This is a genomic window from Marinicauda pacifica (assembly GCF_004793635.1).
In the GTDB taxonomy this organism is placed as follows: Bacteria; Pseudomonadota; Alphaproteobacteria; order Caulobacterales; family Maricaulaceae; genus Marinicauda; species Marinicauda pacifica.
Genome location: NZ_SRXV01000003.1, coordinates 220,009 through 239,325, shown reverse-complemented (window position 1 = coordinate 239,325; position 19,317 = coordinate 220,009). Strand labels below are relative to the sequence as shown.

Annotated in this window: 24 protein-coding genes; 8 read left to right on the top strand and 16 right to left on the bottom strand. The window is 65.9% G+C overall.

What is annotated here, in order from left to right; translation table 11 throughout:
* Positions 1-60: 60 nt before the first annotated feature.
* The 3 genes from E5162_RS11160 (at position 61) to E5162_RS11150 (ending at position 1,868) form a co-directional block, all read left to right on the top strand.
* Positions 61-396 (top strand): TraR/DksA family transcriptional regulator, encoded by a 336-nt coding sequence (locus tag E5162_RS11160; protein WP_135945338.1) that lies wholly within the window; start codon positions 61-63, stop codon positions 394-396.
* 126 nt (positions 397-522) lie between these two features.
* Complete coding sequence (locus E5162_RS11155; RefSeq protein WP_135945337.1) at positions 523-1,374, top strand: AraC family transcriptional regulator; 852 nt, start codon at positions 523-525, stop codon at positions 1,372-1,374.
* A complete protein-coding gene (locus E5162_RS11150) occupies positions 1,371-1,868 on the top strand; it encodes a DUF6265 family protein (protein ID WP_135945336.1) in 498 nt (165 codons plus the stop codon). Before E5162_RS11155 ends, E5162_RS11150 begins: the two co-directional genes overlap by 4 nt.
* On the opposite strand, the gene E5162_RS11145 is transcribed toward E5162_RS11150, so the two are convergent.
* From E5162_RS11145 to E5162_RS11120, 7 genes are all read right to left on the bottom strand, one after another.
* A complete protein-coding gene (locus E5162_RS11145; protein WP_135945335.1) occupies positions 1,841-2,461 on the bottom strand; it encodes a class I SAM-dependent methyltransferase in 621 nt (206 codons plus the stop codon). The genes E5162_RS11150 and E5162_RS11145 overlap by 28 nt on opposite strands.
* Positions 2,462-2,487: 26 nt before the next feature.
* Positions 2,488-3,906, bottom strand: coding sequence for an NAD(P)(+) transhydrogenase (Re/Si-specific) subunit beta (locus tag E5162_RS11140; RefSeq protein WP_135945334.1), 1,419 nt, complete (start codon positions 3,904-3,906; stop codon positions 2,488-2,490).
* On the bottom strand, positions 3,903-4,241 hold the full coding sequence (locus E5162_RS11135; RefSeq protein WP_135945333.1) for a proton-translocating transhydrogenase family protein: 339 nt from the start codon (positions 4,239-4,241) through the stop codon (positions 3,903-3,905). Before E5162_RS11135 ends, E5162_RS11140 begins: the two co-directional genes overlap by 4 nt.
* 6 nt (positions 4,242-4,247) lie before the next feature.
* On the bottom strand, positions 4,248-4,376 hold the full coding sequence (locus E5162_RS15140) for a hypothetical protein (protein ID WP_267902636.1): 129 nt from the start codon (positions 4,374-4,376) through the stop codon (positions 4,248-4,250).
* A gap of 4 nt (positions 4,377-4,380) precedes the next feature.
* Positions 4,381-5,505 (bottom strand): Re/Si-specific NAD(P)(+) transhydrogenase subunit alpha, encoded by a 1,125-nt coding sequence (locus E5162_RS11130; protein ID WP_135945699.1) that lies wholly within the window; start codon positions 5,503-5,505, stop codon positions 4,381-4,383.
* Between the two features lie 101 nt (positions 5,506-5,606).
* Positions 5,607-5,903, bottom strand: a complete 297-nt coding sequence (locus E5162_RS11125) for an aa3-type cytochrome c oxidase subunit IV (RefSeq protein WP_135945332.1) — start codon at positions 5,901-5,903, stop codon at positions 5,607-5,609.
* A gap of 107 nt (positions 5,904-6,010) precedes the next feature.
* Positions 6,011-6,937, bottom strand: coding sequence for an alpha/beta fold hydrolase (locus E5162_RS11120; RefSeq protein WP_135945331.1), 927 nt, complete (start codon positions 6,935-6,937; stop codon positions 6,011-6,013).
* Between the two features lie 264 nt (positions 6,938-7,201).
* On the opposite strand from E5162_RS11120, the gene E5162_RS11115 reads away from it, so the two are divergent.
* On the top strand, positions 7,202-8,668 hold the full coding sequence (locus tag E5162_RS11115) for a sigma-54-dependent transcriptional regulator (RefSeq protein WP_135945330.1): 1,467 nt from the start codon (positions 7,202-7,204) through the stop codon (positions 8,666-8,668).
* Between the two features lie 235 nt (positions 8,669-8,903).
* Positions 8,904-9,293 carry a VOC family protein gene (locus E5162_RS11110; RefSeq protein WP_135945329.1) on the top strand — a complete coding sequence of 130 codons (390 nt, stop codon included), beginning with the start codon at positions 8,904-8,906 and terminating at the stop codon, positions 9,291-9,293.
* Between the two features lie 36 nt (positions 9,294-9,329).
* Here the strand turns inward: E5162_RS11110 and E5162_RS11105 are convergent, their stop codons facing one another.
* From E5162_RS11105 to ykgO, 7 genes are all read right to left on the bottom strand, one after another.
* Positions 9,330-9,809 carry an ASCH domain-containing protein gene (locus E5162_RS11105; protein ID WP_135945328.1) on the bottom strand — a complete coding sequence of 160 codons (480 nt, stop codon included), beginning with the start codon at positions 9,807-9,809 and terminating at the stop codon, positions 9,330-9,332.
* Complete coding sequence (locus tag E5162_RS14925; RefSeq protein WP_188634453.1) at positions 9,799-10,410, bottom strand: hypothetical protein; 612 nt, start codon at positions 10,408-10,410, stop codon at positions 9,799-9,801. Before E5162_RS14925 ends, E5162_RS11105 begins: the two co-directional genes overlap by 11 nt.
* Positions 10,411-10,483: 73 nt before the next feature.
* Positions 10,484-10,768: a DUF2312 domain-containing protein gene (locus E5162_RS11095; protein ID WP_135945327.1), complete on the bottom strand. Its 285-nt coding sequence runs from the start codon at positions 10,766-10,768 to the stop codon at positions 10,484-10,486.
* 81 nt (positions 10,769-10,849) lie between these two features.
* Positions 10,850-11,812 carry an alpha/beta fold hydrolase gene (locus E5162_RS11090; RefSeq protein WP_135945326.1) on the bottom strand — a complete coding sequence of 321 codons (963 nt, stop codon included), beginning with the start codon at positions 11,810-11,812 and terminating at the stop codon, positions 10,850-10,852.
* A gap of 21 nt (positions 11,813-11,833) precedes the next feature.
* Positions 11,834-12,436 (bottom strand): tetratricopeptide repeat protein, encoded by a 603-nt coding sequence (locus tag E5162_RS11085; RefSeq protein ID WP_135945325.1) that lies wholly within the window; start codon positions 12,434-12,436, stop codon positions 11,834-11,836.
* A 60-nt stretch (positions 12,437-12,496) separates the two neighbouring features.
* Positions 12,497-13,117, bottom strand: coding sequence for an HAD family hydrolase (locus E5162_RS11080; RefSeq protein ID WP_233342198.1), 621 nt, complete (start codon positions 13,115-13,117; stop codon positions 12,497-12,499).
* A 9-nt stretch (positions 13,118-13,126) separates the two neighbouring features.
* Positions 13,127-13,252, bottom strand: coding sequence for a type B 50S ribosomal protein L36 (ykgO, locus tag E5162_RS11075; protein WP_135945324.1), 126 nt, complete (start codon positions 13,250-13,252; stop codon positions 13,127-13,129).
* Positions 13,253-13,442: 190 nt separating this feature from the next.
* On the opposite strand from ykgO, the gene E5162_RS11070 reads away from it, so the two are divergent.
* The gene (locus tag E5162_RS11070; RefSeq protein WP_135945323.1) at positions 13,443-14,651 is read left to right on the top strand and encodes a lytic murein transglycosylase; all 1,209 of its coding nucleotides are present in this window, start codon (positions 13,443-13,445) and stop codon (positions 14,649-14,651) included.
* A gap of 4 nt (positions 14,652-14,655) precedes the next feature.
* On the opposite strand, the gene E5162_RS11065 is transcribed toward E5162_RS11070, so the two are convergent.
* Entirely contained in the window at positions 14,656-15,951 is a 1,296-nt protein-coding gene (locus tag E5162_RS11065; protein WP_135945322.1) for an MFS transporter, read from the bottom strand.
* Positions 15,952-16,163: 212 nt separating this feature from the next.
* Between E5162_RS11065 and motA the strand changes: the two genes are divergently transcribed.
* Positions 16,164-17,030 (top strand): flagellar motor stator protein MotA, encoded by an 867-nt coding sequence (gene motA, locus E5162_RS11060; protein WP_135945321.1) that lies wholly within the window; start codon positions 16,164-16,166, stop codon positions 17,028-17,030.
* Positions 17,031-17,142: 112 nt separating this feature from the next.
* Positions 17,143-19,062, top strand: coding sequence for a tRNA (5-methylaminomethyl-2-thiouridine)(34)-methyltransferase MnmC2 (mnmC2, locus tag E5162_RS11055; RefSeq protein WP_135945320.1), 1,920 nt, complete (start codon positions 17,143-17,145; stop codon positions 19,060-19,062).
* Here the strand turns inward: mnmC2 and E5162_RS11050 are convergent.
* A complete protein-coding gene (locus E5162_RS11050) occupies positions 18,988-19,287 on the bottom strand; it encodes a hypothetical protein (RefSeq protein ID WP_135945319.1) in 300 nt (99 codons plus the stop codon). The genes mnmC2 and E5162_RS11050 overlap by 75 nt on opposite strands.
* Positions 19,288-19,317: the final 30 nt, after the last annotated feature.

The following is a 19,317-nucleotide window of genomic DNA, read 5'->3' as shown; positions in this document are numbered from 1 at the left end:
CCTTGCCGCTTGGATACGGCGGCCATTGGTCGCGTCCCAGCGAACTGCTAGCATGAGGGGATGGATGCAGCCGACATCGCACGACACCGCGCACGCCTCACGGCGCTGCGTGCGGACCTGATCGCCCTGTCCAAAGGGGCAGCCGAGGATCGCAAGCCGGTCGGGCTCGACCAGCAGTCGGTAGGCCGGCTCTCGCGTCAGGACAGCCTGCAGGTTCAGGCCATGGCGCGCGCCGCCGAGGCCCGCCGGGCGGGCGAAGTGCGCCGCATAGATGCGGCTATCGCTCGCCTGGATGCAGGGGAGTACGGCTACTGCGTCGAGTGCGGAGAAGAGATCGAGCACAGGCGCCTTGGTGTGGACCCCGCCGCCCCACGCTGTTCGGCGTGCGCGAGCTAACCGGCCTGGAAATGCGCGCCGGCATGAAGGGCCGTGCGGTTTCGAAATTCGCACGATCGGAAACGCACGGATTGCCGGCTGGGGTATAGTCAGGGCTTCGTTGGTCTTCCGGAGCTGTCGTCCCAAATGAAAACCGAGACCGAAGCGCGATATCGCGCCCGTGTGGACGAGGCCGTGCGCCTGTTGTCGACCCGTTTGGCCGATCCGCCGCCAGCCGATGAGCTGGCGCGTCTCGTCGGCGCCTCGCGGTATCACTTCCAGCGCCTCTATCGTGCCGCGACCGGCGAGTCGGTGCTGGAGACACTCAACCGATTGCGGGCCGTACGCGCCCTGGAATTGCTGGAGCGGTCGGTTCCGGTTACCGAGATCGCCGCAGAGGTCGGGTATGAGACGTCCCAGGCGTTCGCCCGCGCCTTTCGCGGCTGGACCGGGGCAAGCCCGAGCGAGGCGCGCGAAATCGCTGCGGATCTGAAGAGGCGCTTTGCAAGGCCCGACCGGCCGGAAGGAGCCGCCGTAGAGATTGAAATCACCCGGCTCGCGCCACTCACCCTGACGATCATCCACACGCGCCAGCCCATCGGCCCGCTCAACCCGGTCTACGAGGCGCTGTTTGCGACTGTCGCCGAGCAGGGCCGGCTTGAAGACGTGCGCGGCATATACGGCGTGCCGTTGAACGATCCGGCCTTCGATCCGGAGGGGCTGGTCGAGCACCTCGCCGCCATCGAGCTCGGCGGGGAAAAGCTTGCCGGCCATGCACAGCACGATATTGCGGGAGGGCGCGCCGTCCGGACCCGCCATACCGGTCCTTTCGAGGCTCTGCCCGGCACCGAGACCGCGCTTTATCACCGGGTGCTGGAGGAAGGCTGGATACTCGCCGACGCACCGCCGCTGCACCATCATCTCGACGAACCCGATGACGTGCCCGCCGAGGACTTGCGGACCGATATCTATCTGACCCTCAGGGAGGATGCCTCATGAAGACCGTCTTGCTGGCCGCGTTCGCGGCACTGTCCCAGCCCGGGGAATCTCCGCGCCGGACCGAGGTCGCCGACCTGAGCTGGCGGGGCGGCTGCTGGGAAGGGGACGGGTTTGGCGGCGCGATCAGCGAATGCTGGATGCGAGGCCCGACCGGGCGTCTGACCGGCACCTTCCAGTTACTGGAGCCGGACGGCACACAGCGTTTTTCCGAGATTCTGCTGCTGGATGTGTTCGAGGATGGGCCGGCCATGCGCGTCAAGCACTTCACGCCCGAGTTCGTGGGCTGGGAAGACAAGGACGCCTATCTGACCTTCGTGCTGGAGGAGACGCGCGACGGCTATGGCCGGTTTCGAGGATTGACGCTGGAGCTGACCGAAGACGGCCGCCAGATCGCGACACTGATGATGCGGGATGCGGAGGGCAATCCGCGCGAGGAGCGGCTGGTCTACGAACGTCTGGCGTCCGGTCAGACCGGGACCGCGCAGCCCGAATAGTTGAAGGCGGCAAATTTCGGGCTCTTGGGCAGATAGGCGCGTTCGATCGAGGCAAGGCGGAAGCCGGCCTCTTCCAGCATCACATCGGGCTTTCGTGTGAGGTGGCACCCGCCGGCGATCGGTTTCCAGACCGGTTCGATCCGGCGTTGCCATGTCGCGATGCCGGGATCGGGTGCGGCTCCGTGTTCGGAGAAGAGGAGCTGACCGCCCGGCTTGAGCACGCGGCGCATCTGCGCCAGGGCAGCCGCCGCGTCGGGGATGGTACAGGCCGTATAGGTGAGAACCACCGTATCGACGCTGTTGTTGTCGAGGGGAATCTCTTCACCGGGCAGATCCAGCCACTCGATAGACAGCGCGCTATGTTCCACGGCCTGAGACGCCTTGCGCCGCATCCCGGCCGAGGGTTCGAGCGCGAAGAGGTGGTCCACCCGTGCCGGATCGTAGAAGTCGAGATTAGTGCCCGATCCGAAGCCGACTTCCAGCACGCGACCACGGGCCGCGGGCACGACCTGGCTGCGCTTCTTCATGATCTGGGGCTGGCTGCACGTAAAGGCGATCAGGTGCGGCAGGATGTGCTCGTGATAGAGGGACATGGACGGCGCCTCCTGCCTGGCTGATCCTAATCCATGCCCTTCACGATGCTCTCGGTCATTTTCTTCGCGTCGCCGAGCAGCATCAGCGTGTTGTCGCGGAAGAAGAGCGGATTCTCGATGCCCGCATAGCCCGACCCCAGCGAGCGCTTGACGAACATCACGGTCTTGGCCTTCCAGACCTGAAGCACGGGCATGCCGTAAATGGGCGAGGAGGGATCGTCTTCGGCTGCCGGGTTGGTCACGTCATTGGCGCCGATCACGAAGGCCACGTCGGCCGTGGAGAATTCGCTGTTGATGTCTTCCAGCTCGAAGACCTCGTCATAGGGGACGTTGGCCTCGGCCAGCAGCACGTTCATGTGACCGGGCATGCGGCCTGCCACCGGGTGAATGGCGTAGGAGACGTCGACGCCCTCCGCCTTGAGCAGCTCGCCGAGCTCCTTCAGCGCATGCTGGGCCTGGGCGACGGCCATGCCATAGCCCGGCACGATGATGACCTTGCCGGCATTCTTCATGATGAAGGCGGCATCGTCGGAGCTGCCCTGCTTGACGGTGCGGTCAATGTCCGCGCCCGCAGCCGCTTCTCCGCCATCGGCGCCGAAGCCGCCGAGGATCACCGAGACGAAGGAGCGGTTCATCCCCTTGCACATGATGTAGGACAGGATGGCGCCCGAGGAGCCGACCAGTGCGCCGGTAATGAGCAGCGCGGTGTTTTCCAGCGTGAAGCCCAAGGCTGCTGCCGCCCAGCCCGAATAGCTGTTCAGCATGGAGACCACGACCGGCATGTCGGCGCCGCCGATCGGCACGATCAGCAGCACGCCGAGGATCAGGGATAAAAAGCAGATGATCCAGAAGGCGGTCAGCGCCTGCCCGCCCGATGCGGTCAGGAAGATCACGAAGACGGCAATGGCCACGCCGATGGCAAGATTGAGCCAGTGCTGGCCCTTGAAGACGATGGGCGCGCTGCGCATCAGGCCCTGCAGCTTCATGAAGGCGATGACAGAGCCGGAGAAGGTGATCGCGCCGATGGCCGCGCCAATGGACAGCTCGATCAGCGAGGCGGTGCCGAACGAATAGCGCACGCCCTCAACGGCCGGGCCGGCATGGAAGGCGTGAGGTTCGTAGAGATAGGCGGCGGCCACCAGGACGGCGCAAAGACCGACCAGGGAGTGGAATCCGGCCACCAGCTGGGGCATGGCCGTCATCGGGATGCGGCGTGCGATGACCGCGCCGATGGCACCGCCGATGACAACCGCACCGCCGATCAGCGCCAGTCCGAACCCGTCCAGCTCCATCACCAGCAGGGTCGTGCCGACCGCGACGGCCATACCGGCCATGCCAAGATAATTGCCGCGCCGGGCCGTTTCAGGGCTCGACAGGCCACGCAGGGCCAGGATGAAGAGGACCCCGGCAACGAGATAGAGAAGGGCGGCGAGATTGGCGCTCATTGACCCTCTCCTTCAGGCTTCTTGGCTGCCGGCTTTTCCTTCTTCTTGTACATCGCCAGCATACGCTGGGTGACAAGGAAGCCTCCGAAGATGTTGATGCTGGCCAGCATCACGGCGAGCGCGCCGGCATAGCGGCCAAATTGCGAGCCCGCGTCGATGGCCGCGGTACCGGCAGCCAGAAGCGCGCCGACAATGATCACCGAGGAGATCGCGTTGGTCACGCTCATCAGCGGCGTGTGCAGGGCCGGCGTAACCGACCAGACCACGTAGTAGCCGATGAAGATGGCCAGCACGAAGATGGCCAGGCGGAAGATAAACGGATCGACGGCTTCCATGAGGTCCTATCCCGGGTCGCTGGAAACGGAAGGGGGCGCGAAATCGGCGCCGCCGTCGCGGGCGATGACGACGCAGGCCGTCAGCGTAATGACGGCCAGGCTTGCCAGCACGATCTGGGCAACGCGGCGTTTCATGTCTTTAGCTTTCGTAGCTGGGATGGACGACAGACCCGTCCCGGGTCAGCGCCATGCCCTTGATGATGTCGTCGTCCCATTGCACGCCGAGTGCGCCCTCTTCGGTGCGAAGCAACGGCATGAGATTGACCAGATTCTTGGCCAGCAGCTGGGACGCGTCCGCTCCGAGGCGCGCCGGCAGGTTTGTGAAGCCGGCAATTCGCACGCCTTTGTGCTCGACGATCTCGTCGGGCTTTGTCAGCTCGGTATTGCCGCCATTGGCCGCTGCGATGTCGATTATGACCGAGCCCGGCTTCATCGCCTCGATCATCGCCTGGGTGATCAGGCGCGGGGCCGGGCGGCCGGGGATCAGCGCGGTGGTCACCACCACGTCCTGCTTGGCGATATGGGCGGCGACCAGCTCGGCCTGCCTGGCCTTGTATTCGTCGCTCATTTCCTTGGCGTAGCCGCCCGCGGTCTCGGCAGCCTTGAACTCCTCGTCCTCGACCGCGACGAATTTCGCGCCGAGCGAGGCGACCTGTTCCTTGGCGGCAGGACGCACATCGGTTGCCGTCACGATCGCGCCGAGCCGGCGCGCGGTGGCAATGGCCTGCAGCCCGGCGACACCGGCACCCATCACGAAAGCCTTGGCCGCCGCAATCGTGCCGGCCGCCGTCATCATCATCGGAAAGGCGCGACCGTACAGATAGGCCGCTTCGATCACCGCGCGATACCCGGCGAGGTTGGACTGGGACGACAGGGCATCGATGGACTGGGCGCGGGTGATGCGCGGCGTGAATTCGAGCGCGAGCGCGTTCACCCCGGCCTTCGCACACGTCTCAGCGAACTCCTTGTCGCCGTGGGGCTCCAGCAGGCCGGCGAGAACCGCCTTGGCGGGCAGGCGCTCAAGCGTCTCCGCGTCCGGGCGCCGCACGCAGAGTACGACTTCGCCGTTCGACAGGATTGCATCGCGTGCGCTGACAGTCGCGCCCGCGGACTCGTAGGCGCTGTCGGGAAAGTGAGCCAGTGCGCCGGCACCGGTCTCCACGGCGATGCTCGCCCCGGATTTGATCAGGGTCTTGACCGTGTCCGGCGTGGCGGCAACCCGGGTTTCACCCGGGCGGCTTTCTTTGAGAACGGCAATACGCATCAACACGTCCATGTCTGGGCCGAAAGACCGATTTCGGGCCAGCATGGGATATTTCGCCAAAGGCGAAAAGGGTTAATTCGTCCGCATCGCGAAAGAGTGGATCAGGCGCCGAAGAGTGCGACGATCATGAAGCCTGCGATGATCGTGATCACGCCCAGAATGGCGACGGTCATCCAGTAGGCGGTGCCCTGCTTGAGCAGAACACCGATCACGCCGCCAATGACGGCCGTGATCAGGAAGGCGGTGAGCCAGCCGAGATCGGTGCCGAAGACCATCGACAGGAACATGACGACCAGTCCGAGTACGGCGGCCGAGAAAACGCTGACGCTGATGAAGCCGTCAAACGTGTGCTTCTGCTCGGCAACGTTCATCTCACCGCGGTGGTAATCTTCAGCCATGGCTCACTCCGTCGGTCTGGGCGCAGTGCGGGGCGATATGTCTCCACCCGCACCGGAAACTGCAAATCGAGACGCGGATTATCACGACCGCGCGGCCTCGCCAAGATTTATGCGCTGCCCGTCCAGCTGGCCAGAAGCGTCTCGATCATGGCCGCAACAGCCAGGGGCTGGTCGAGAATCAGATGGTGTTTCGCTTCGCTGATCGTGATGAAGGGCGAGTCGGTAAAGACGCCGCGCATGAAGTCCCAGGTCTCCGCCTGCATCAGGCTGGACTGGGCGCCGCGCACGAAAGCCAGCGGGCATTTCGCGCCGCGGGCGGATTCTTCTGGATCGCGCGCCTCGTACTCCAGCTTGGCCCAGAGATCGGGGTCGAACAGCCACGTATAGCCGCTCTCGATCTGTTTCAGCGAGCCGCGCGCGATGTGATCAACCAGCCAGACCGGCTCGCACTCCTGCTCCGGCAGCAGGCGGAAGCGGGCGAGAGCCGCGGAAAGATCCTTGTAGGTGCGTCCGCCGCGGCGCGGGGGCGATTCGGTGCGCTGGCTCGGGCGCGGTCGGATCGGGGAATCCAGGATCACGCCGGCGCGCAGCTTCTCCCCGAGATCGCCGGCCGCCTTCAGCGTCACGAAGCCGCCGAAGGAATGGCCCACCATCATCGGCTTGCCCGCGTCGAACGCGCCGGCATCCTCCCCGGCGGCGATCATGTCGCGCGCGTGCTCGCCCATCGTGTACGTCTCGCGCCAGCCGGACTGACCCATGCCGGCCAGGTCGGGCGCGACGACACGGTAACCGGCCTTGGCGACGAAAGGCGCGATCGCGTCCCACCATCCCTTGTGTGCCGTGCCGCCATGGATGAGCAGCACGCCGGGCTGCCCGCGTTCGCCCCAGGCTTTCCACGCCAGAGTCGTATCCAGACGCGAGGCCTGCCCGGTCTCGACCGGCGTCTCCAGGGCGCGCGCGAACCAGTCCGGCGCCTGGGGCTTCTTGCCGTCAAACGGGATGAGCGGAGGGGGCAGACGGTCGTCTTTGGCCATGACTGACTTCAGTGTCCTGAAAGAAAATTGCGTCAAATGGGTAGGCCGACCTTGCCGCCCGGTCAATCAAGTGCCTGGAGTCATTAGGGCAAGGGATTGTTTACCCTAACGAAATCTAACCCGTGTCTACACGCCAATTTTACCCATAGTGTCTCATAACGGTGCGCATGGATGGGGCGGCCGTCTTGTCCGGGCCACGCGGAAGACCGCGGGCCGGATACCAAGGGACGGCACGCCGATAGCGACCGAAAAGGCGTGGGTGAGATGGCTAAAACAGTACTCGTCGTCGACGATGATCCGACCCAGCGCCGCCTGCTTCAGGCGGTTCTGGAAAAGCAGGGTCATCATCCGGAAATGGCCGAAAGCGGTGAAGCCGCGGTCGACCGGGTCAAGCGCGGGGGCATCGATGTGGTCCTGCTCGACCTCGTCATGCCGGGCATGGACGGGATGGAAACGCTCGAAGTGCTCAAGGCACGCGAGCCGGAGCTGCCGGTCATCGTGCTGACCGCTCATGGCGGGATTGAAACCGTGGTCAAGGCGATGCGTGCCGGGGCCTGCGATTTCTTCGTCAAACCGGCGAGCCCGGAACGCATCGCGGTCTCGATCCGCAACGCCTTCAAGGTCCGCGACCTGACCGGCGAGGTGACCCGGCTGAAGAAGACCAATTCCGGCCAGCTCGGCTTTAAGGACATGGTCGCGGATGCCCCGGCCATGCGTCAGGTCGTGCGGCTCGGCGAACGCGCCGCGAAGTCCAACATTCCCATTCTCGTCACCGGACAGAGCGGCGTCGGCAAGGAGCTCGTCGCGCGCTCCATCATGGCTGCGTCGGACCGGGCCGGACGCCCCTTCGTGGCCGTCAATTGCGGGGCGATCCCCGAAAATCTGGTGGAATCGGTCCTGTTCGGACACGAGAAAGGCGCCTTCACCGGCGCCGTCGCCAAGCATCTGGGCAAGTTCCAGGAGGCCGATGGCGGCACGCTCTTCCTGGACGAGATCGGCGAGCTTCCGCTCGACATGCAGGTGAAGCTGCTGCGTGCCCTGCAGGAGGGCGAGGTCGACCCGGTCGGCGGCAAGCGCCCGGTCAAGGTCGATGTCCGCATCATCTCGGCCACCAATCGGGACTTGGCCGAGCAGGTTAAATCCGGCGAGTTCCGCGAGGACTTGTTCTACCGGCTCAATGTCTTCCCGATCGAGGTGCCGGGCTTGCGTGAACGCGCCGACGACATTCCCGCGCTGGTGCGCCACTTCATTGCGCGCTTCAACGCGCAGGAGGGAAAGGCAGTCCTCGATGCCAGCTCGGAGACGATGGACATGCTCGCCAGCTACGAGTGGAAGGGCAATGTGCGCCAGCTCGAGAACGCGATCTTCCGCGCCGTAGTGCTGAGCGACGGCGACTATCTGACCCCGGCCGATTTCCCGCAGATCTCCGGCATGGCTCCGACCTTGAACAAGGCCCCGGCGTCCGGTCCGGACGAAGAGGCCGTTGCGGTCCCCGATGCGCCGGCCGAGACCGAGGCGGACGAGGACGAGCTGAGCGTCAGCATCTTCGACGATGGCGGGCATGTGCGTCCGCTGGAGATGATCGAACGCGACCTCATCGCCTTCGCCATCGAAACCTATTCAGGCCGCATGGCCGAGGTTGCCCGGCGCCTGGGCGTGGGCCGCTCGACGCTCTATCGCAAAGTGCGCGAATACGATCTCGACGTGGACAATTTCCGCGAAGCGGGGTGACCGATCACGGCTGGACGTCCGGCGCGGCGTCCAGGGTTTGAGCCAAGACTTCATCGCGGTTCAGGCGTTCAGCCTGGGCCGCGATCTGTTACTGGAGGCAGGCAAAGACCGGCTCCAGACGTTCCTGACCGAGGCCGTGCCCGAAAGTCTGCGATAACGCATGGACCTGGTCTGATCCTCAGTGACAATGGGCGCATCATATCGTTAGCGTGCCTCGTGATGTAAGGAGGACTGCATGTTCAATCACGTCATGGTCGGCTCGAATGATATCGAGCGGTCCAAGCGCTTCTACGACGCCGTTCTGGGTGTGCTGGGCGCTGGCGAGCCTGTTCGCAATGAAGCCCCGACCGGTCATATCCGGTTATTCTACATCCACGCCGGAAACGTTTTTTGCGTCAGCGAGCCGATTGACGGACAAGACGCGACCGCCGGCAATGGCAGCACGATCGGCTTCAAGTGCAAATCGCTTGATCAGGTCAAAGAGTTTCACGACGTCGCGGTCGCTTACGGCGGCAAATCCATCGAGGACCCGCCTGGCCTGCGCCAGAGCACGATGGGCGAGATCAATCTTGCTTATGTGCGCGATCCGGACGGCAACAAGCTCTGCGCCATTCATCGCCCCTAAGAGGGTTTCGGGGGAGGCGGGTGCGCCCGCCTCTTTCTATTCCGGCTGATCGGGCGCCCAAACCAGCTCGAAGCGTTCGCAGGCGACCCCAAGATCGTCAGAATATTCAAACCCTTCGCGCTCTGCTTCGCGCTGCCAATATTTACGGTGCTCGGTGATCCAGTAATCGTAAGATCGGTCGCCTTCGCCTTCATCCCAGGCGAATTGCGCGTCCACCTGACGGATCGGCATGACATCGACTTGCAGCGTGCGGATGACGCCGGCCGGGTGGCCGCGCCCGTCAGTGATGAGCCAGAGATCGCCCGGTTTGGGCAGGCCGTGCGGATCGGTCTCGAACCAGCGCGCGAGTGTGGCCGTCGCCTGCTTGGTGCGACTGAGTACCAGCGCCAGCAATTCGTCATTCATCTCGGGGGTGTCGCCAAACCGGTCCACGCCGCGCGGGAGCGCCGTGTTGCCGGTCGCCGTCTGGAAGCGATTCCAGAAGGCGCGATCCTTGCCCATCAGCTCAGACGTCATGCCTCGATACCTTGCCGCCCTCGATGACCCGGAAGGGGCCGCGCGAGGCGGGCGGGGTTTCCGGTTCGCGCTCCTGCGGCGGGCTCTCCTGCGGAACGGTTTGGGGTTCGCTGTCGACCAGGCGCGGCGTAAAGCCCTTCCGCACTGCGCCGCTCTGACGCAAGGTCTCGACGGGGTCGGGTGTCTCGGGCGCGGCTGTGTCGCCGGGCACATCGTCATGGATGTCGCGCCCGGACGCGCGCTGGGGCGTCTTGCCCTTGAAGCCGGATCCCTTCGACCTGAAGCTCGAGCGCGCGCCGAACCCGGCCTTGCCCTTGCCCTTCGCCTTCTTCTCGATTTCCTTGAGCTTCAATTCCTGGAGGCGCGAGAGCGGCTCGTCCAGCGCGCCCTTTTCCGGGTCGGCAAAGGCGGAGCCGAACTCGTTCAGGCGCTGTTCGACCGAGGCGACAAACTCGGCCTCCCAGTCAGACAGCTCCCGGCGGGCGGCCTCGGCCGCTTCGGTGTCGCCGGACGTCTCGATGGCGCGTTCCGCCGCAGCCTTGGCCCGGCGGATTCGATTGAGCACCTTGCGTTTCTTACGTTCGTCGACGTCGCGGGCCATGAGCAGTCAGCTGGGTTCACATCAGATGATGTTCCCACTGTGTTCCAGGGGCGGCCGATTGTAAAGGTCTGCGCTAGAGGTCGCCCAGGGCACCCAGATAGAGCTCGAGCAGGGCTTCCTGTTCGGCGCGCTCATTGCTGTCCTGCTTGCGCAGGGAGATCACCTTGCGCAGGACCTTGGTGTCATAGCCGTTGGCCTTGGCCTCGGCATAGACTTCCTTGATGTCGTCGGCGAGGGCCTTCTTCTCTTCTTCCAGCCGCTCGATCCGCGCGATGATGGATTTGAGCTGGTCGCGCGCGACCGCACCGATCGCATCGGACTGGTCTACGGATTCGTTCGACTGGGTATCGGCCACCATGAAAACGGCTCCTTGGAAAAGTGAAGGGCTAGCGAGGGAGCGTACCATAACCCGTCAGCCCGGCCGGGGCATACGGGGTTGTCAGCGATTTTCTGCACTGCGTGCAGAGACGCGGTCCACCGCAGCGCGCACGCGGTCCGGGTGGTGGTGGTGCAGGTTGTGACCCGCGCCTTCGATCAATTCCAGCTCCGCGTTCGGCATCGTCTCTGCGATGCGCCCGGCGTGGCCCTGGGTGGAGACCACGGTGTCTTCAGGGCCGGCCAGGATGACGGTCGGCACGGTGATGGTGTCGTAACGGGTCTCCTGATCGGCCAGGTGCGTGTTCACGTGCGCCATGTCATAGGCGTTTGCCTTCCAGACCGGGGCGCGAAGGATGAGGGGCAAATGGGTGCGCTCGACATAGTTTTCCGGCACAGGCTCGGGCGAGAAGGCTTGCTGCGCGCCGTCCGCGACCTGACCGCGTCCATAGGTCGGCACGATCACGCGCGTGATGAGCGTTCCGATCAGCGGCCAGTGGGTTGCCTTGTTGTAGAACGCCGCATCGCCGACCCAGGCCCGCGCCGCGGGGGCGATCAGCACCAGGCCGGTCACCCGATCGCGCTGATCCATCGCCAGCCGCAGCGCGATTGCGGCACCCCAGGAATGACCGAGAACGGGAGTTTGCGCGACGCCCTGGTTTTCCAGAAATTGTGCGATGAGGGCGGCTTCGCGTTGCGGCGACCAGGCCACATCGCCCGGGCGCTCGCTCCATCCCAGTCCCGGCCGGTCCAGCCAGTAGACCCGGTAGCCGGACAGGGCGTCTTCCAGCGCGACACGCGGCTCGTTCAGATTGCTCGAGGCGCCGTGCAGAACCAGTAGCGGCGCGGCGTCTTCAGGGCCGGTGACCTTGAAGTGAAGCCTTGTCCCGTCGACCGAGACGAAATTGCCCTCTGGCGGATAATCGCTGGCGACCCCTCGTGCTGCTGCACTGCCTGCGAACAGGCCCGCAAGGAGGAGGGCTGCCGGCACAAGGCCAAGCAGAACGAGCAACACAGTGCGGGTCATCTTTGAATGGCTCCGGCTGGATTAAAGGGCGCGCCCAGAAAGCTGGCGCTCGACGCGCGCAAGTCCAGCCCGGGCCGCCGGCATCAGCGGATAGACCCGCAACGCTTCCTCGTACGCCGCCTGGGCGGCCGGCCAGGCCTCGGCCTGCTCCAGAGCGCGTCCGAGCAGGGCGTAGGCATCGAAGCGGCGCGGCTCCAGCGCGATGGCCCGCTCCACCGCTTCCAGTGCGAAGGGCCAGTCGCCCTGGCTGGCGGCAATCTGGGCCGAGGCCAGCCAGGCATCGGCAAATTCGGGCTCAAGCCGGCGCAGATGCGTGAATTGCCGTGCTGCGGTGGTCAGGTCGCCGGCTTCGCGTGCTTCCTGACCGCGCGCCAGAAGCAGGTTGGCGGTGGCGCCGCCCGACTGGCGCCACATCGAGCGGATTTCCTCCGCGATCGGTTCGGCGGCCTGTTCGGTCTCTGCATTGCGCAGGTCTTCCAGCCGGCGGTCCAGACGCGCTTCCGGGCGCTCCCGGTCGCGGCCCTGGGACAGGTCGAGCTCGTCCTGCACAGCGTTGCTGGAGGAGGCAGCGTCGCCAGGAAGCGCCGGCGTCTGGATCAGAAGGAATGCGGCAAGCCAGATCATGGCGTGGAAGGTAACCCGTGTCAGTGCGCGTGCAAGCGCCGGAGATGGGAGCGGTTGCTGCTAGGCTTCGGTTCTCACCGGCACGCCGTGGTCGGCCAGCGCTCGGCGGAGTTCAGCCTCACCGGTAAAGACATGGCCCAGGAAGCCGGCTTGGCGCGCTGCGTCGATATTCTCCGCCCGGTCGTCGACGAACAGCACGTCGCCCGCGGCGAAAGGCACGCGTTGCTTCGTGATCTCGTAGATATGCGGATCGGGTTTGATGACGCCCTCCTGGCCGGACACGACCGTATCGGCGAGCGCGTCCAGAAACGGGTACATGCGCAGGAGCGCGCCCCATTTCTCGGCGGGAAGGTTGGACAAGCCATACTGGGGATAGCCCGCGGCCGCGAGTTCCGCGACGAGCGTGTCCATCGTTTCGACCGGGCCGTCGAACATCTCGTCCCAGCGCGCATCCCAGGCTTCGATGAGCGCGGCCTTGCCCGGATGCGCGGCCATCAGCGGTTGCCGGTTGCGGGCCATCGGCACGCCGGCATCGTGGCGTGAATGCCACGCCATCGTACAAACGCCGCCGAGGAAGTCATCCACGGCGGCGTCTGAAGGCAATAGCTTGCTGTAGAGCCGTCGCGGATTCCAGTCGACCAGGGTGTTACCCAGATCCCAGAGAATCGCGCTCAGCGCCACGGCGGCCGTTTAGCCCGCGCGAGCCTTGAAGCGCGGGTCGCGCTTGTTGATCACGTAGACGCGGCCACGGCGGCGCACCACCTGGCAATCGCGGTGGCGGTTCTTCAGCGAGCGAAGCGAGCTGCGGACTTTCATCTCATACACCGTCGGGTTCGGGGGCCACGGTCAACACGTGCGGGCCCGTGAAATTCGAGCCGCGGGAAGTACACGCGCCTCCGGTCCAAGTCAACACTGGCCATGCGCTCTTCAAGCTTGCCATCGCTTTGCCTTACAGTTGCGCCAGCCTCACCGGCCCGGTTCGCGACGCGTTCAACGAAAGGATACCATGATCCGCTCCGCTGCGATTGCCCTTATCTGTCTTGGCTCCGGCCTGACTGCCCCCGCTCTTGCCCAGGAGGGCCCGTTCGAGGACTGGAAACGTGATTTCCAGACCCGGCTGGCCGAGCGCGGCACCGATCCGGCCCTCATCGCGTCCATGCTGGACGGGGTGGAGCCGGACATGCGCATCATCGAGCGCGACCGTACCCAGCCCGAATATGTCCGCCCGGTCTGGGAGTATATCGAGGGGGCGGCCTCCCCGGCCCGTGTGGCCAATGGCGAGGCGGCCCAGAGCGCCCATGGCGGCACGCTGGACGGAATCGAGGCGCGCTTCGGCGTCGACCCCGACATCCTGACCGCCATCTGGGGTCTGGAAAGCGCATATGGCGAGATCCAGGGCAATGAGGACATTGTGCGCGCGCTCGCAACGCTGGCCTGGGAAGGCCGCCGCCGCGCTTTCGCCGAAGGACAGCTCTTCGCCGTCGCCGACATGCTGGCTTCCGGCCGGGCCGAGCGCGGTGAATTGAAGGGCAGCTGGGCCGGCGCGATGGGCCAGACCCAGTTCATTCCGACCACCTACATGGAGACGGCGGTCGACTATGACGGCGACGGCCATATCGACATCTGGGACAATGAGGGCGATGCGCTGGGTTCCGCGGCCAATCTGCTGCTGCGCGAAGGCTGGCGGACCGGCGAGCCCGTGGTGGCGGAAGTGGTCTTGCCGGACGATTTCGACTACGCGAGCTGGAATGAGCGCGCCTCGCGCCCCGTCGCCGAGTGGGGCCTGACCGGCATCACCCGTGCCGGCGGGGGCGAGTGGGACACCGGGGATCTTTATCTGGATGCGCGCCTGGTCATTCCGGCCGGCGATGGCGGCCCCGCCTTTCTGGCGTTCGAGAATTTCGACGCGATCATGGGCTATAACAACTCGACCTCCTACGCGCTGGGCGTGAGCTATCTGGCCAAGGCGCTGGCGGGCGGTCCCTCAATCCTGGGAAGCTGGCCGCAGGACAATCCACCCATCACGCACAGCCAGACGCGGGAGCTTCAGACCCGGCTGACCGAGCTTGGCTACGACACGCAGGGCGTGGACGGGCGGGTCGGGCCGAATACGCGTGCCGCGATCCGCGCCTTCCAGGCCGATCAGGGCATGGCCCCGGACGGCTATCCGGGCCGGCGCGTCTACGATGCGGTGATGGCGGCGGCAAACCGCTGACAGATTATACCGGGCTGGGCCGGTCGGGATCGTCGCCCTCGACCGGCGAGACGGCAGCCCGGATGCGCGGGTGCAGGGCTGCCACCAGAACGGCGGCGACGGCCAGCGCGACATTGAGCCGGAACGGCGTGGCCGGCCCGAAGACCTGGTAGAGCCAGAGGCCGGTGACCGGCGCGATCAGAAAGCCGACGCCCGCGGTCGCGGTTGTCAGGCCGGCGGCGCGGCCCTGCTCGGCCGGGCTGACGGCCAGGCTCGCCCCGCCGGTAAAGCCTGAGCGCGACAGGCCGAAGCCGAAACTGGTCAGAAGGAAGCCGAACACGATCGTGCCGTAGGAGCTGGCGATGACCAGCTCCAGATTGCCGACGAGACAGAGCACGCTCCCGGCAATCATCAGCGTGCGCGGGCTCATCTTGAAATACGGAATAACCACCAGCTGGGCCAGGATGATTGCCGTGGCGCCGCCCGTTAGCGCGACGCCGGCGAGTTGCAGCCCGGACTGAGGGTCCTCGCCCAGCCGGTCCATCACATAGAAGGCCAGGGCCTGCAGGCTGCCGGCCTGGGCCAGCCATGCGGCCGCGCCGTAGACCATGAAGGCGGTCAGGCGCGGATCGCCCGCAAACCGGAATTGGATCAGCGGGTTGATCGCGCGCCGCTGTTCCTTGGGCGGTGTGCGTTCGGGCAGGGTCAGACGCACGGCCAGTGCCGCGAACGCGACGATCACGGCCACCGCGACCATGAAGGGAACGATGCCGATGCGGTCGGCGAACGCAGCCGCCAGCGCCGGCCCGATGGCGCCGCCGATCCCGAACGCGCTGGTCAGCCCGGCCAGGGCCGCGGTGCGTTCGGCCGGCAGGGTCCGGTCGGCGACATAGGCCTGGGCAGACGGGTTGGTGGCCGAGCCTAGAGCGCCGAACAGGGTGCGCGCCAGTGCCATGGCCACGATTGCGGCCAGTGGCGGCAGCCAGCCGGCCTGACCGGCAAATGCGCCTGCGGCGAAGACGAGTGTGGACACCGAAAACGCCGACAGGCCGAACACGATCATGGGCCGCCGCCCGTAGCGGTCCGAGAGGGCGCCCCAGACCGGGCTCATGGTCAGGAACATCAGCGCCGACAGGGTGTAGATCGCCCCGACCCAGACCTCGGCCACCTCCAGATCGCGGGCCAACGGCGGCAGGATGGCGAACAGCATGGAATTGCCGACCCCGGTCGCGACGAGGCAGAGGAAAAGCAGCCGGAAGGCGCGGCGGCGCACGTCGGGGCTGGACGGCTTGGAGGGGTCGTAGGGGCTGGGCGCAGGCATGATCTCAGCCAATACGCCCCGCCGCACGCCGCGTCCAGCGCGGCTCCTGACCTTGGTGAGGGTAAACGCCGGCCTAACCGCGCGCAAACCTGACTTTAAGCATCGCTGTGTACGGTCTGTCCCGAAATCGGACGAACCTGGACGCGAAAGAGCCGGAATACCGGACAGGCGGCAAGTTCAACGTTGATCCGGTCAAACGGGATGGTGGGATTATGTTTCAGATCATCGGCATTCTTGTCGTGTTTATCATGGTGTTCGGCGGCTTCATGCTGGCCGGGGGCCATTTCGACATCATCATCAAGGCTTTGCCCTTCGAGTTCATGATGATTGGCGGCGCGGCGATCGGCGCCTTCCTCATTGGTAATTCCGGCAAGACGGTGATGAAGACGCTGGGGGATTTCGGCAAGCTGATCTCCGGGCCGAAATGGAAGGCGAGCGATTACCGCGATCTGCTCTCGCTGCTCTTCCTGCTGACCAAGACGATGAAGACCAAGGGTGTCATCGCGCTGGAAAGCCATATCGAGAAGCCGCAGGAGAGTGCCATCTTCTCGCGCTATCCCAAGATCATGAAGGATCATTTCGCGGTCGACTTCATCTGCGACACGCTACGCATGATGACGATGAACCTGGAGGATCCCCACCAGGTCGAGGACGCGATGGAAAAGCAGCTTGAAAAGCACCATCACGAGGCGTCCGGCCCCGCTCACGCGCTGCAGAACATGGCCGACGCCCTCCCGGCGCTGGGCATCGTGGCGGCGGTGCTGGGCATCATCAAGACCATGGGCGCGATCGACCAGCCTCCCGTCATCCTGGGCGCGAAGATCGGCTCGGCCCTGGTCGGCACCTTCCTGGGCGTGTTCCTGGCCTATGGTCTCGTCGGCCCGTTCGCGTCGCGCCTGAAGGGCGTCTACGACGAGGAAGCGATCTTCTATCACATCATCCAGAACGTGCTTGTCGCGCACCTGCATGGCAATGCGGCCCAGATTTCGGTCGAAATCGGCCGCGGCAATGTCCCCAGCGCCTTCCAGCCGAGCTTCCTGGAGCTGGAAGAAGCCTTGAGCGCCGCACCGGCCGAATAAGGTCCGCGCTTCGTAAGCTCCTGCCTCTCAAAAACCCCGGCGCGGTCGCGCCGGGGTTTTTCGTGCGGGGCGCGGCTTGATTTTCGCGCCTGTCCGGATCACTCCAGCGCCCATGAACGGCAGCACACTCTTCCTCGCCAGTCCCGAACTCGACTGGAGCCCGGACGGCCCGCGGGCCCGGCAGGTCGAGGATGTCTATTTCTCTGTCGAGGACGGGCTGGAGGAAGCGCGCGCCGTCTTCCTGGCCGGCTGCAGCTTGCCGGACGGATTTGCCGGGCGCGAGCGCTACACGATTGCCGAGATGGGCTTCGGGACGGGGCTGAACTTCCTTGCCGCCTGGGATATGTTCCGGCGCACGGCACCCGCCGGGTCGCGCCTCCATTTCGTGACGCTGGAAGGATATCCGCTGCGTGCCGAGGATGCCGCGCGGGCGCTCGCCCCGTTCGGCTCGCTGGCTGAACTGCGCGATGCGCTGATCGCCGCCTGGCCCTCGCCGCGGAAGGGCGCGCACCGGCGCATCTTCGATCAGGGCCGCGTAACGCTGACCGTGTTTCAGGACGACGCGCTCAGCGCACTGGAAAATATGGAGCTGACGGCCGACGCCTGGTTCCTCGACGGCTTCGCTCCGGCCAAGAACCCCGACATGTGGTCGCCGGCGGTCTGTGCAGAGATCGCCCGCCTGTCGCGGCCGGGCACGCGAGCGGCGACCTTCACTGTGGCCGGGGCAGTCCGGCGCGGATTGGCGGCAGCCGGCTTTGCCGTCTCCAAAGTGCCCGGCTACGGGCGCAAGCGCGAGCGGCTTGAAGCCGTGTTCGAAGGGAAGGCCGCGGTCGGCACCCCGTCCCGGGCCGCCCTGCCGCGTCTGGCGCAGGATGAGGGGCCGATCGCCATCGTCGGTGGTGGGATCGCGGCGGCGAGTCTCGTCCATGCCCTGCGGCTGCGGGGCCGCACGGCGCAAGTCTTCGCCGAGGACGGGCTTTGCGCCGGGGCCTCGGGGGCGCCGCGCGGCCTGTTGAGCCCGCGGCTGGAGGCTGCTGACCGCCCTCATGTGCGCGCGACGCTCGCCGCCTTCGAATATGCCCGCGCGCTCTATGGTCCGCAGCCGGGCTTCACGGCCTCCGGCCTCCTGCGCGCCGCCACCGATGACGCTGAAACGGCCCGCCTGTCCCGCCTCGCGCAGATGCTGGGTTCCGGCTACGAGGCGGTGTCGGAGAATGATGCCGCGTCGCTTACCGGACTGGACGCCGACACGGCCGGAAGGCTGCATGGCTTGTGGATCGAGGATGCTGGTCATTTCGATCCGGCAGGTCTGGTCCACGCCCTGTTCGGCGAGCAGGGCGTGCAGGCACGCCGCGTCGACACGCTGGAACGCGCCGGCGACGCCTGGATCCTGCGCGATCGTGCCGGGGCTGTGCTGAGCGAAGCCTCGACGGTTGTCCTGGCTCCCGGCGCGGGATTGTCCGCGTTCGAGGCGGCGGCCCGTGTAAGCGTGGAACACACGGCCGGCCGTATCGCGCTTTTTCCTGCCGCGGAACGCGTCCCGTCCGCGCCGATTGCCTGGGGCCATTATGCCGCGCCGCTCGAAGGTCCGGGACTGTTGGTGGGCGCGACCCATCTTCGAGGGAGCGACAGCGGAGATCCACTCGAGGCGTGCGAAGCGCTGGCGGAGGGGTTGGCCGAGCACCTGCCGGAAATCGCCAGCACGCTGGGTCAAGGTCAGTCCGGCTGGGGCGGGGTCAGGGCCGCGTTCGCTGACCGGCTGCCGGCTACCGGCGGCGTCCCCGGTTCCCGCTTCGATGATATCCTCTTAGACCATGCCAAGGGCGGCCCCCTGCCCGAGGGACGGACGCAATGTCTGCAGCCTGGATTGGCCGTTCTGGGCGGGTTCGGTGCCCGCGGCTTTGCCCATGCGCCGCTGCTCGCCGAGGCGCTGGCCAGCGATCTGTGCGGCGATCCGTCACCGCTCGAACTGGCTGGGCGGCAGACTTTGCACCCGGCGCGCTTCGCCCTGCGGGCGCTGCGCCGCAAATAGGCCGGTCAGCCGCGCACGCACCGCAAAACTCGGGCACCCGTCCTGCCAGCACCGAGTATCGGGCGACAGAGCGAACATGGATTCCCGTCCGGCAAACTCGAGCCGGATCGTTCCGGTCTGAATCTCGACCCAGGCGCTCGAGCGTGGCGGGCCGCCGGCCCCCAGAACGGCCAGCAACACCACTGCAACGCCGGCAATGGCAATCATCGTGATCCGCGTGGACATGACCCGTACTCCCCAAAGCTCGCTGGTTCA